Here is an 11,939-nt window from a genome sequence, read left to right as displayed (position 1 = left end):
CGTCCTGGGGCTCGTAGCGACCGCCGACCTTGATGGTGTCGTCGGTGTCGACCAGCGACCAGCAGGTGTTGACATAGCGGGCCGGGAAGGTCCGGGAGCCGGTCAACTCGCCGCGGATGGTCATCGCCGCGACCTTGGCCTGGCTGTTGGCCGAAAAGGCGGATTTGGGCATGTCGCCGGCGATGCAGGCATCGCCCAGCACGAAGATGACGGGATCCACCGTCGATTTCATCGTCGCGGCGTCGATCGCGCAATAGCCTCCGGCCGGGGCCAACCCCGCCGCGCGGGCGATCTCGCCCGCCATCTGCGCCGGGATGACGTTGACGAAGGCGCAGTCCCTGTAGGTCTCGAAGCCGGTGACGACGGTGCTGGTCTTCGGATCGACCGACTTGATGCCGTCATGCACCTTCGGGCCGAGCCATTCGATCATCCCGCCATAGCGCTTCTCCCAGTCGGCCTGGAAGGCGCCCTGCTTAGAGAAGGCCTCCTTCGGATCGAGGATGATGATCTTGGCGTCGCTCTTCCCAGCTTTCTTCAGCGCATGAGCGAACATCGAGGCGCGCTCATAGGGGCCGGGCGGGCAGCGGAACGGGTTGGGCGGGGCGATCATCACGATGAGCCCGCCATTGGGTACGGCGTCGAGCTTCTGCCTGATCAGCCGGGTCTGGCGGCCGGGTTTCCAGCCATGCGGCATGGTCTCCTCGGCGTCCTCGGACCAGCCGGGTACGGAATCGTATTTGAGGTCGATTCCGGGCGAGACCACGAGCCGGTCGTAAGGCAGTCGCTGCCCGGTCGAGAGCACGACCTCCTTCCTGTCGCGGTCGATCTGTGTGGCGCGGGCGCGGACGACCGCGATGCCATGGCTCTTCGCCAGCGCGTCGTAGCGATGGACGATCTCGTCATAGGTCTTGAAGCCGCCGACATAGAGATTGGAGTGGAAGCAGGTCTGGTAGGTCTCGTTCTCCTCGACCAGGGTGACCGCGATCGCGCCCTGGCTGTCCTTGGCGAGGTAGCGCGCGGCGGTCGCGCCACCGGCGCCGCCGCCGATGACGACGACACGCGGCTTGGCCTGGCCGAGGATGGCGGGCGCACCCAGGCCCAGCGTGGCCGAAGCGGAGAGGCCCGTCAGAATGAGAGAGCGACGATCGAGATTCATGGCTGATCTCCCCTTTTTCGTTCTGGTCTTGGCGCGCGCCCATCGAGGCGCACCGCTGGTCTCCCGGCCGGGCTAGCCCGGCGGCTTCAGGCTCTCGTAATAGGCGGCCAGGGCCAGGAGTTCTTCCTCGGTCAACCGCGCCGCAATCGTCTGCATCACGACATTGTCGCGCTGCCGCGTCCTGTAGGCGTCCATCAGCGCGATGAACTGGTCGGCCGGGTGGCCGACGATCGCGGGGATACCACCGACCTGTCGGCCGCTGGTCTGGTGGCAGGCCGTGCATTCGGAGGAGAGATACTCGCCCAGCGCCTTGTCGCCCGCAGCCATAACGGGACCGCCGGAGAGCGAAGCGGCGAAGGCAACAAAGCTGAACCAGCCGAGCAACGGTCTTGTGCCGCGCATCAGTCGACCTTCGGGGCCGATCTGGTATCGGGCGAGACGTCGAGCACCGCGAAACGGCCCGTGATGTTCACCTTGGACTTGCAGTTCTTCATGCAGGGCTCCTTGCCCCAGAACGCCTTTTCGGCCGACTCGCGATCGCCGTCGCAGAAGGCGCCGGCATTGGGCAGCTTCACCGATGTGAAGGTCTTGTCCGACAATTCAAAGTCCTCGTCCTTCACGATATCGTTCAGGGAGAGGAAATGGGCCGGCAGAGCGAGGCGGCCCAGCCCGCTGTCGGCTCCGCGCCGGTCGCTGCGACGGCGGCGGAGCTGCTCAGTTCACGCGACGGCTGCCCCTGGTGCGCGCGCTTCGCGGGGGCGGCCGGATCACCGGCTGGCAGGAGACGCCGCCTTTCGGGGGGGTTGCCTGGCCAGAGGCTTGCTGACATGGCTGGCCCATCCACCGGAGCGGCCTGGCCGCAGCACGGGAATGACCATGAGCCCGATCATTTCCAAGGCGCCCGACGACGAGCAGCGCGAGGGCGAGGCGTTCTCCGCCGAGCTCGACATGCTGATGCGCAAGGCGCGCAAGGCGAGCGACTTCCTCAAGGCGCTGTCGCATGAGAACCGCCTGCTTCTGCTCTGCCTGCTGGCGGAGCGCGAGCGCACGGTGAGCGAACTCGAGAACATCCTCTCGCTGCGCCAGCCGATGGTGTCGCAGCAACTGGCGCGCCTGCGGCTCGACCAACTGGTCACCACCCGCCGCGACGGCAAGGCGGTCTATTACAGCCTCGCCAATGACGATGTGCGGCGGATGATCACGGTGATCTACGACATCTTCTGCGGCCCTGCGAAAGATGCGGCCGCGAAGTGACGGCCGAGATGCCCTGGCCGCTGGCGATCTTCGGCTTGATGATCGGCGCGCGGCTGGACATCGCCGTCCTGATGGAAGGCTCGATCCGCCCGACCTTCCTCCGCTGAGCAGCGGACGCCTCAATCCGTGAAGACGACGGTCTTGCGGCCATTGAGCAGGACGCGGTCCTCCAGGTGGTAGCGCACCGCGCGGGCGAGTACGCGCCGCTCGATGTCGCGCCCCTTGCGGACGAGATCGTCGGGTTGATCGCGATGCGAGATGCGCTCGACGTCCTGCTCGATGATCGGGCCCTCGTCGAGAGCGGAGGTGACGTAGTGAGCGGTCGCGCCGATCAGCTTCACGCCGCGCTCATGCGCTTGATGATAGGGCTTGGCCCCCTTGAAGCCCGGCAGGAAGGAGTGGTGGATGTTGATGCAGCGTCCGGCCAGCCGCGTTGAGAACTCATCCGAGAGGATCTGCATGTAGCGCGCGAGCACGACGAGGTCGCTGCGGGTTTCCTCGACCAGCCGCCAGATCGCCGCCTCCTGCTCCGCCTTGTTGACCCGGTCGACAGGCAGATGGTGGAAGGGCAGATCGCCGAGATCGGTCGAGGCGATGTGCTCGCGTGCATGGTTCGAGACCACCGCGGTGATGTCCATCGGCAGTTCGCCGATGCGCCAGCGATAGATCAGATCGGCCAGGCAGTGGTCGAATTTCGAGACCAGCAGCAGCACGCGCTTGCGCTCGGCCGCATCGCGCAGCGAGACGGCCATGGCGAAGCGCGAGGCGAGTTCGTCGATGCGCGCGGAGATCGCCTCGGGCGCCGCGGCGCCCGGCAGCCGGTCGAACACGACGCGCATGAAGAAGCGGCCGGTTTCCAGATCGTCGAATTGCTGGGCGTCGCGGATGTTGCAGCCGGCTTGCGCGAGAAGCGTCGAGACGGCGGCGACGATGCCCGGCCGATCAGGGCAGGACAGGGCGAGAATCATCGTGGATACGGACATGAGATCGGCCCGCTTTGGCGGGTCCCTGGTCGAACGAATTGCGGGAGAACGGATGGCGGGAAGCGCGCAGCGCGCAGCCTTCAACCTCGGGCGTCGTGACGCCGGCGCGATCGAGCCGGGCCGGGCCCGATCGGGCCCCTGCTCGCCTGCGCTGTCATCGCTCGCGACGCATCGATCATGGAATGCATGACGCCCGGGCGGGCTCGTTTCGTCAAGGGCGGTGCGTTTCGGTCGGCGGCGCCCGGCACCGGGTGATTGTTGCCGAAGATGTCTGCAGGCCCCAGTGTCCGCCGGCGGGAACGAATCGTCGGGCTCGCGGTTGACTCCAGCCGCCCCGACGCGGCGCGAAAGGGATTTTCATGAAACGGTCTTCGCTCCTTGCCGGCCTCGTTGGTGCCCTCGCTCTGGCCGGGCTGGGAACGCTCACGCCCGCATCCGCCACGGAGGCGCTGCCCACCGAGACGGCCCTGGGCCTCGACCGTCAGGACGCCGACTACACCATGACGGCCGCCAAGCAGCGCCGGCTCTACATGATGCAGGAGACGCAGCGCCAGCAGCGCTATGGCCGTAGCGGCTATGGGCGCGGCCCGGCCTATGGCCGCGGTTACGGTCCCCGGCCGGGTTATGGGCCGCGTCCCGGTTACGGGCCGCGTCCGGGCTATGGCTATCGCCGCTACGACCGCTACTGACGAGCGCTGCGGCCCGGTCTCCCAAAGCCCGGCCTGACAGCTCGTCCGATCATCCCGCCGCCGAAGCGCCCTGCGCGACGGCGGCGTTCTCTTGTGTTGTGCAGCGCGCCGCGACCTCTTCAGGACTCAGAGCACCTGGCTGAGGAACAGCCGCGTCCGGTCGTAGCGCGGCGCGGCGAAGAACGCCTCGGGCGGCGCCTCCTCGACGATTTCGCCCTGGTCCATGAAGATGACGCGGTCGGCGACCTTGCGGGCGAAGCCCATCTCATGGGTCACCACCACCATGGTCATGCCGCTCTCGGCCAGTTCCACCATCGTGTCGAGCACCTCGTTGATCATCTCGGGATCGAGGGAGGAGGTCGGTTCGTCGAACAGCATGATGCGCGGCCGCACGCAGAGCGCGCGGGCGATGGCGACGCGCTGCTGCTGGCCGCCCGAGAGCTGAAGCGGATATTTGGCCGCCTGTTCCGGGATGCGCACGCGGGCGAGAAAGGACATGGCGAGGTCCTCCGCCTCCTGCTTGGGCATGTGCCGGACCCAGGTCAGCGCAAAGGTGCAGTTCTCCAGCACGGTCAGATGCGGGAAGAGATTGAAGGACTGGAAAACCATGCCGATCTCGCGGCGGATGGCATCGTTCTCGCGCGTATCCCGGCCATAGCTGCGGCCGTGGATGCGGATCGTCCCCTCCTGGTGGTGCTCGAGCTGGTTGATGCAGCGGATCATCGTCGATTTACCCGAGCCCGACGGCCCACACACGACGATGCGCTCGCCCTCCTGCACCCGCAGGTCGATGTCCTTGAGGACATGGAAGGCGCCGAACCATTTGTTCAGCCCGATCAGCTCGATCGGCGGTGCCCCGGCAACGGCCTCGTTCATCGGCGCTCTCCCGCCGAGAGGCGCTGTTCGAGGTTGAGGCTGTATTGCGACATGCCGAAACAGACGACGAAATAGATCATCGTCACGAAGAAGAAGGGTTCGAGGAACAGCCCGAGCCAGCGGGTGTCCTCGCCGACGGCGCGCGACATGCTGAGCAGGTCGAAGAGACCGACGATCGAGACCAGCGTGGTGTCCTTGAACAGGCCGATGAAGTTGCCGACGATGGTCGGGATCATGATCTTGAGCGCCTGCGGCATGATCACGAGCCCGGTCGCCTGCCAGAAGCCCAGCCCCATGGCGGAGGCCGCCTCGTACTGGCCGCGCGGGATCGCCTGGAGGCCGCCGCGGACGACTTCGGCCATATAGGCGGCCGAGAACAGGCAGACGGCGACGATGGCCCGCAGCAGCTGGTTGACCTCGACGCCGACGGGCAGGAACAGCGGCAGCATCGTATTGAACATGAACAGGATGGTGATCAGCGGCACCGACCGGAACAGCTCGATGAAGGTGGTCGAGAGCAGGCTGATCAGCGGCATGCGCGAGCGCCGGCCCAGCGCCAGCACGATGCCCGCCGGCAGCGAGAAGGCGATGCCGATGCCGGAGATCACCAGGGTCAGGAACAGCCCGCCCCAGACCCGTGTCGGCACGAAGGGGAGCGACAGCGCCTGGACGAGGATCACCGCGACGACGTAGACGGCCAGCAAGACCGCGATGGCGAGACGACGCCGGGTCTCGTCGCTGCGGCTGGCGAAGCCGAGCGCCGCCACGGCGAAGCGCGCGATGCCGAGCCCGAAGACGGTCTCCGTCGCGGCCGTCAGCAGGGTCCAGAGAAAGGCGGCGAGACCGAGCGCGATCAAGGCGCTCCAGACGATCCCCTTCTCGCCGCCCAGGAACAGGTAGGAGGCGAACAGCGGGAAGAGCAGGACGAGCGACAGCCCGATCTGGACCTTGGACTGCACGCGCGGCAGCCAGAGCGGGACGGCCCAGAGCAGCAGGACGAGGCCGGCGAGATTGATGCGCCAGACCTGGTCCTTGGGGTACAGGCCGTAGATCAGGTTCGGGATCCAGGCGATGACGCCCGGCCAGCAGGCGCCGGCCCGGCCGACCTCGTCGAGGCATTCGCGGCGGCTTTCGGCCTGCCAGACGGCGTTGCCGATCGCCCAGCCGAACAGCGCGTCGAAGAAGGCGTAGACGATCCAGATGCCGATCACGGTGACCAGCGCGTTGGGAACGCTGGAGAACATGTTCTGCCGGATCCAGCCCTGCACGCCGAGCGTGCTCGGCGGCGCACGGCGCGCCGGCCTGGGGCGGAAGATCTCGGCGGGGGGCGGGGTGGCAGCGGGGCCGGCGGCGTGGTCCATGGCTCACCGCTCCTTGATCAGGATGGAGCGGTTGTAGCGGTTCATCGCCAGCGAGACGGCCAGGCTGACCACGCAGTAGAAGCCCATGGTCATCGCCACGATCGGAATCGCGCGGCCGGACTGGTTGAGCGAGGTGTGCATCCAGACGCTGACGAGGTCGGGAAAGCCGATCGCGATGGCGAGCGAGGAGTTCTTGGTGACGTTGAGATACTGGCTGATCAGTGGCGGGATGATCACCCGCAGCGCCTGCGGCAGGATGATCGAGCGCATGGTGCGGCCGGGCGGCACGCCGAGTGCGCGGGCCGCTTCGGTCTGCCCGCGGCTGACCGACTGGATGCCGGAACGGACATTCTCGCCGATGAAGCAGGAGGTGTAGATCGAGAGCGCGATGATCAACGCGCAGAAGGAGGGCGGGATGTTGATGCCGCCGACGAAGTTGAAGCCGCGCAGCTGCGGCATGTCCCAGGCCAGGGGCGAACCGACCGCCAGCGCCGCCAGCACAGGCGGAACGACGAGCAGCGCCAGCACCGGGCCGAGGACGGGCCTGATCCGGCCGGCCTGCTCACGTTCGCGGCGGGCGTAGCGTGCCCAGGCGACGGCGCCCGCGATTCCCAGCAGCAGCGCGACCAGCGCCACGGCGAAGCCGCTTCCGACCAGCGGGGCCGGGAGGTAGAGGCCGCGATTGTTGAGGAAGACGGCATCGAGCCAGCCGAGGCTCTCGCGCGGCCGCGGCAGCAGCGTGAAGACCCCGAAATACCAGGCGATGATCTGCAGCAGCAGCGGGGTGTTGCGCAGGATCTCGATGTACCAGCGCGCGACGTTGCGGATGACCCAATTGTTCGAAAGCCGCGCCAGCCCGACGATCAGCCCGAGAACCGTCGAGATCACGATCGCGACCACGGCCACCAGCATGGTGTTGGCGATTCCGACCATGAAGACGCGCAGATAGGTGTCGCCCTCGCGATAGGGGATCAAGGTGAAGCCGATGCCGAAACCGGCGGACACGCCGAGGAAGTCGAACCCGGCCGACATGCCGCGCTGCGACATGTTCTCGATGGTGTTGCTGATGAGGTACCAGAACAGCAGCACCACGCAGCTCAGGGTGAGCGCCTGATAGAAGACCGCGCGAACCGTGGCGTTGTTGACGAACGCCAGCAGGCGGGTGCCCGCGCTCGACGGGGCCGTACTTTCGAGAAGGGCCATGCTGCGACCTCGCGCCGATGGGCTCATGCGACCGCCGACGGCGAGGTTGCGCCGTCAGCCCGGAGGATTGGCCTGCCGGAGTGGCCGCGACAGCGCCCGAGCCGCCTCCATCGCCCGGCGTCGTGCCGGACAACTGAGAGACGTGGCCTCAGGCGCGGCGCGGCTGACCCGGCCTTCCGCTCACCGGAACGGCATCGGGTAGAGGATGCCGCCCTTGGTCCAGAGCGCGTTCAGCGAGCCGTCGCGCGGGATGTTGACCGGCGTCTTGGCGCCGACATGGCGCTCATAGACCTCGGCGTAGTTGCCGACATGCTTGAGCACGCGGACCATGAAGTCCTTGGGCAGGCCCATGCCCTCGCCGACATTGCCCTCGACACCGAGCAGGCGCTTGATGTTGGGGTTGCTGGACTTGAGCATCTCGGTGACGTTGGCCGAGCTGACGCCGAGTTCCTCGGCCTCGATCATGCCGAAGAGCACCCAGCGCACGATGTCGCCCCAGTTGTTGTCGCCATGGCGGACGACGGGACCGAGCGGCTCCTTCGAGATCGTCTCCGGCAGGATGATGTGCTCGTCGGGCTTCGGGAAGGCGGACCGGCGGGCGGCGAGGCCCGACTTGTCGTTGGTGTAGGCGTCGCAGCCGCCGCCGAGATAGGTCTCGACCAGCACGTTGACGTTCTCGTTCGTCACCGGCTTGAAGGTCATGTTGTTGGCGCGGAAATAATCCGCGAGGTTGAGCTCCGTGGTCGTGCCGGTCAGGACGCAGACGGTGGCGCCGTTGAGCTCCTTGGCCGATTTGATGTTCGAGGATTTCGGCACGACGAAGCCCTGGCCGTCATAAAAATTGACGCCCGCGAATTCGAGGCCGAGCTGGGTGTCGCGCACGGCGGTCCAGGTGGTGGTGCGCGAGAGCATGTCCGACTCGCCGTTGGCGAGCGAGGTGAAGCGCACGGCGGAGGTGACCGACTGGTATTGGACCTTCTTGGGATCGTCGAAGATGGCGGCCGCGACACCGCGGCACATGTCCACATCCATGCCCGACCAGGTCCCGTCGGAGGCCAGGGCATAGAAGCCCGGGGTCGGCAGGCCCACCTGGCAATTGAGGCTGCCACGGGCCTTGACCTGCGCCAGCGTCGCCTGCGCCGAGGCCTCGATCGAGAGGCCCATGGTGGCGGCCGCGAAGGCCAAAAGCGCGGCGGTCTTCCTGATGTTCGGCATCTGCATCGGTCTTCGTTCCCCTGTTTTTTGGTTTGTGAAGGCCATTCTTGGTGGCTTTGATGCGAGGCAAGGCTCGTGCCAGCCGGCGCCCGCAATGGTCGGCGTCTTGGACATCCGAGGCCGGACCAGGGCTTCTCACGGCCTGACCGGCAGGCGGCGATGCGGCGACGTCCCCCGGCGCCTGCATGCGAATGAGAGCCCTATCCGCAACGGCAGCCTATTCGCTACAACAGGCGCGACACAAGCAAGGAGACGGACATGACCAGGAAGGTGGCGATCGTCACGGCGGGCGGCAGCGGCATGGGCGCGGCGACGGCGCGGCGGCTGGCGCGCGATGGCTACGACATCGCCATCCTGTCGTCGTCGGGCAAGGGCGAGGCGCTGGCGCAGGAACTGGGCGGGATCGGAGTGACCGGCTCGAACCTCTCCGGCGACGATGTGAAGCGCCTGATCGATCTGACGATGGAGCGCTGGGGCCGCGTCGATGCGCTGGTCAACAGCGCCGGGCACGGACCGCGGGGGCCGCTGCTCGCGATCAGCGACGAGGACTGGCAGCGCGGGCTCGACGTCTATTTCCTGAGCGCGGTGCGCGCGATCCGGCTGGTGACGCCGATCATGCAGGCGCAGAAGTCCGGCGCCATCGTCAACATCACCACGGCCTGGGCCTTCGAGCCGGAGGCGATGTTCCCGACCTCGGCGATGGCGCGCGCGGGTCTCGCGACCTTCACCAAGATCTTCGTCGACCAGTACGGGGCCGACAACATCCGCATGAACAATGTCCAGCCGGGCTGGATCGACAGCCTGCCGGCGACCGAGGAGCGGCGCCAGCGCGTGCCGATGCAGCGCTATGGACGCAGCGAGGAGATCGCAGGCACGATCGCCTTCCTGCTCTCGCCGGACGCAGGCTACGTCACCGGGCAGAACATCCGGGTCGATGGCGGGCTGACGCGTTCGATCTGAGCTGCGCGGCGACCTCTGGCACGAAAGTGGCTTCCCGGATCGGCGACCCGATCGCGGAGCCAGACATCATGGCCATACCGAGGCGCTACGCACATATCCTCTTCGGCGTGATCCAGGCCGGGCTGACCTCGGCCGTGGCCTCCGGGATCGCCGTGCTGGCCGGGCCGGGAACGGCCCCCGCCCTGCAGCGCTGGCTGTCGGCCTGGTTCCTGTCATGGGCGATGATGCTGCCGTTGGTGGTCTTCGCCGCTCCCTTCATCCGCCGCGCCGTCGAGGCGCTGACGGCGGACTGAAGCGCGTCAGCGGATGTCGCGGGCGGTGAGGTTGGGCCAGTTCCGTTCGGAGCGCGCAAGATAGGTCTTCGTGTCCATCGACCAGGTCGCACGAACGTCGAGATCGTAATTGAGGTAGAGGCGCCCCTCGACGATCGACCAGGCCTCGGGCTCGATCTTCACGAGATAGCCGCGCGAGGTGCCATAGGCGCAGAAGCCGCCATAGGCCGGCTTGTAGCGCTCCGGATCGGCCAGGAAGAGCGCCCGGTTGGCGGCGCTGGCAAAATGCCAGGTCGCGCCGTCATGGCGCAGGGCATGGGCGGCGGATCCCTTGCGCGGCCCGCCGTCGCGGAAATAGGCGACGGGATCATAGCCGCGGATCGCGACGCCCTCGGGCGAGCCCAACGTGTTCACGGGCTTGCCCGCCATGGCCGGCGCAATCGCCACGCCGGGAACCAGCATGACGGCCAGCAGACCGGCGACGAGTGCCACGAGGGCCCCGGCCAGCCTGCGGCCGGCGGGCTGTGTGGTCGCGGGGAGTGTGACGTCGGACGACATGGACATGGTTCCCGTTCAGTGGGCGATGGCGAGAGGCGTCGCGGCCAGCGCCAGCGCCGCCAGCCCGCTGCGCGTGGCATCGAGGCGGGCCAGCCGGCGGCTGGCGAAGAGATTGTGCCCGCCCCGGCGAGCCAGCCGCTCGCGCAGCACATGGGCGGCACGGTCCCGCGCGCCGGAGCGGATCAGGCTCTCTATATAGGCCTGCTCGAACAGATCGCGCTGGGCATGGCTGCCTCCGATCGCGAGGAGACCGCCGCGGGCGGCGCCGAGCAGCCGGGCCGCTTCCGCATGGTCCCGCTCGCGCAGCGCGATCAGCCCATAGGCGGCGAGTGCCCCGGCGCGGGCGGCCTCGCGGCGCTCGCCGCTGGCATGGCTGTGGCTGTCGGCGGCGAGCGTGCGGGCGATGGCTTCGGCCGCCTCGTCGCGCCCGGCGCCGAGCAGGGCGAGCGCATAATGCAGATCGGCGAAGACGAGACGGCGGTCGTCGATGCGGGCCTCGGCCTTCGCCGCCAGTTCCTCCCAGCGCGCGCCGACATCGACCCCCGCGTAATCGAGCCGCGCCAGCAGCGCGGCGCCATTGGCGACGTCGCGGTAGTCGTCGGTCTGCTCGGCCCGGATGCCCTCGTCATAGAGGCGCAGCACCTCCGCCGTCTCGCCGCGCTCCAGCCGGAACAAGGCGAGATGCCAGGTGATGTGGAAGCGGAAGTTGTTGGCATGGGCCCAGCCGGCGCTGTCGGCAAGCCAGGCGACGCCTTCCGCCGTGCGGCCGGTCATCTCCATCACATGGGCGACGGCATGGCGGCCCCAGGCGTCGCGCGGCGCGGCTTCGACGGCGCGACGGCCGGCTGCTTCCGCCTCGCGGTAGAAGCCGCGCTCTTCGAGCGCGAAGGCGTAGCAGCCGGAGACATAACCGGCGAGCGGGTGATCAACCGGGAAGCGCGGCACGACCCGGCGCAGGCAGGACAGCATCTCGCCCTGGTCGCCGAGCATGAAGCGGATGCCGTGCGAGAGCTTGAGCGCCAGCACGTCGCGGGGGTAATCGGCGAGCACGGCTTCGAGTGCCTGGGCGGCGCGGCGCGGCCTGTCGTCGAGCCAAAGGCCGAGAGCGTCGACGAAAGCGGTTTCGCGCGCGGTCACCGGACGCTCCGCGATGGCGCGGCGGGCCTGGGCGAGACTATCGCGCGCGGCGCCGACGAGTTCGGGGCGCGCCAGGGAGAGCAGCATCAGGCCCTTCGCGGCATGGGCGAGCGCGAAACGCGGGTCGGCGGCCAGCGTGCGACCGAGATGCTCCGGCGCGGCAGCGGCATGCGCCAGGACGGCCTCCAGTGTCTCGTCCCAGGCGAGCCGGGCTGCGTCGTTGGCGACGGCGATGCTGTGACCGCAGAGGTCGAAGAACATGGGGCTCACTCTCG

At 68.0% G+C, this 11,939-nt stretch carries 14 protein-coding genes; 4 read left to right on the top strand and 10 right to left on the bottom strand.

The window, feature by feature from the left end:
- The 3 genes from Q8M82_RS19035 to Q8M82_RS19025 all read right to left on the bottom strand — a co-directional run.
- A partial coding sequence (locus tag Q8M82_RS19035) for an FAD-dependent oxidoreductase (RefSeq protein WP_305692866.1) occupies positions 1 to 1,156 on the bottom strand: 1,156 nt, incomplete at its 3' end.
- A gap of 72 nt (positions 1,157 to 1,228) precedes the next feature.
- Complete coding sequence (locus Q8M82_RS19030; protein WP_305692865.1) at positions 1,229 to 1,558, bottom strand: c-type cytochrome; 330 nt, start codon at positions 1,556 to 1,558, stop codon at positions 1,229 to 1,231.
- Positions 1,558 to 1,776 carry a hypothetical protein gene (locus tag Q8M82_RS19025; RefSeq protein ID WP_305692864.1) on the bottom strand — a complete coding sequence of 73 codons (219 nt, stop codon included), beginning with the start codon at positions 1,774 to 1,776 and terminating at the stop codon, positions 1,558 to 1,560. Before Q8M82_RS19025 ends, Q8M82_RS19030 begins: the two co-directional genes overlap by 1 nt.
- 256 nt (positions 1,777 to 2,032) lie before the next feature.
- On the opposite strand from Q8M82_RS19025, the gene Q8M82_RS19020 reads away from it, so the two are divergent.
- Positions 2,033 to 2,410: an ArsR/SmtB family transcription factor gene (locus Q8M82_RS19020; RefSeq protein WP_305692863.1), complete on the top strand. Its 378-nt coding sequence runs from the start codon at positions 2,033 to 2,035 to the stop codon at positions 2,408 to 2,410.
- 119 nt (positions 2,411 to 2,529) lie between these two features.
- Here Q8M82_RS19020 and purU read toward each other — a convergent pair whose 3' ends face one another.
- Positions 2,530 to 3,393, bottom strand: coding sequence for a formyltetrahydrofolate deformylase (purU, locus tag Q8M82_RS19015; RefSeq protein WP_305692862.1), 864 nt, complete (start codon positions 3,391 to 3,393; stop codon positions 2,530 to 2,532).
- A gap of 359 nt (positions 3,394 to 3,752) precedes the next feature.
- Here purU and Q8M82_RS19010 point away from each other — a divergent pair, with 359 nt between their 5' ends.
- Positions 3,753 to 4,082, top strand: coding sequence for a hypothetical protein (locus tag Q8M82_RS19010; protein ID WP_305692861.1), 330 nt, complete (start codon positions 3,753 to 3,755; stop codon positions 4,080 to 4,082).
- Positions 4,083 to 4,208: 126 nt separating this feature from the next.
- Here the strand turns inward: Q8M82_RS19010 and Q8M82_RS19005 are convergent, their stop codons facing one another.
- The 4 genes from Q8M82_RS19005 to Q8M82_RS18990 form a co-directional block, all read right to left on the bottom strand.
- Positions 4,209 to 4,958, bottom strand: coding sequence for an amino acid ABC transporter ATP-binding protein (locus Q8M82_RS19005; RefSeq protein ID WP_305692860.1), 750 nt, complete (start codon positions 4,956 to 4,958; stop codon positions 4,209 to 4,211).
- On the bottom strand, positions 4,955 to 6,319 hold the full coding sequence (locus tag Q8M82_RS19000; RefSeq protein ID WP_305692859.1) for an amino acid ABC transporter permease: 1,365 nt from the start codon (positions 6,317 to 6,319) through the stop codon (positions 4,955 to 4,957). The genes Q8M82_RS19005 and Q8M82_RS19000 overlap by 4 nt, the downstream gene beginning before the upstream one ends.
- 3 nt (positions 6,320 to 6,322) lie before the next feature.
- Entirely contained in the window at positions 6,323 to 7,522 is a 1,200-nt protein-coding gene (locus tag Q8M82_RS18995; protein ID WP_305692858.1) for an amino acid ABC transporter permease, read from the bottom strand.
- Between the two features lie 180 nt (positions 7,523 to 7,702).
- Positions 7,703 to 8,743: an amino acid ABC transporter substrate-binding protein gene (locus tag Q8M82_RS18990; protein ID WP_371126409.1), complete on the bottom strand. Its 1,041-nt coding sequence runs from the start codon at positions 8,741 to 8,743 to the stop codon at positions 7,703 to 7,705.
- A gap of 252 nt (positions 8,744 to 8,995) precedes the next feature.
- On the opposite strand from Q8M82_RS18990, the gene Q8M82_RS18985 reads away from it, so the two are divergent.
- Both Q8M82_RS18985 and Q8M82_RS18980 read left to right on the top strand, forming a co-directional pair.
- Positions 8,996 to 9,697: an SDR family oxidoreductase gene (locus Q8M82_RS18985; RefSeq protein WP_305692857.1), complete on the top strand. Its 702-nt coding sequence runs from the start codon at positions 8,996 to 8,998 to the stop codon at positions 9,695 to 9,697.
- Between the two features lie 68 nt (positions 9,698 to 9,765).
- Positions 9,766 to 9,990 carry a DUF2798 domain-containing protein gene (locus Q8M82_RS18980; protein ID WP_305692856.1) on the top strand — a complete coding sequence of 75 codons (225 nt, stop codon included), beginning with the start codon at positions 9,766 to 9,768 and terminating at the stop codon, positions 9,988 to 9,990.
- Between the two features lie 6 nt (positions 9,991 to 9,996).
- Here Q8M82_RS18980 and Q8M82_RS18975 read toward each other — a convergent pair whose 3' ends face one another.
- Both Q8M82_RS18975 and Q8M82_RS18970 read right to left on the bottom strand, forming a co-directional pair.
- Positions 9,997 to 10,527 carry a YHS domain-containing (seleno)protein gene (locus tag Q8M82_RS18975; RefSeq protein ID WP_305692855.1) on the bottom strand — a complete coding sequence of 177 codons (531 nt, stop codon included), beginning with the start codon at positions 10,525 to 10,527 and terminating at the stop codon, positions 9,997 to 9,999.
- Between the two features lie 15 nt (positions 10,528 to 10,542).
- Positions 10,543 to 11,925, bottom strand: a complete 1,383-nt coding sequence (locus Q8M82_RS18970) for a tetratricopeptide repeat protein (protein WP_305692854.1) — start codon at positions 11,923 to 11,925, stop codon at positions 10,543 to 10,545.
- Positions 11,926 to 11,939 lie beyond the last annotated feature (14 nt).

Source organism: Allobosea sp. (genome assembly GCF_030694325.1).
In the GTDB taxonomy this organism is placed as follows: Bacteria; Pseudomonadota; Alphaproteobacteria; order Rhizobiales; family Beijerinckiaceae; genus Allobosea.
This window is presented reverse-complemented; position numbering and strand designations above follow the sequence as displayed.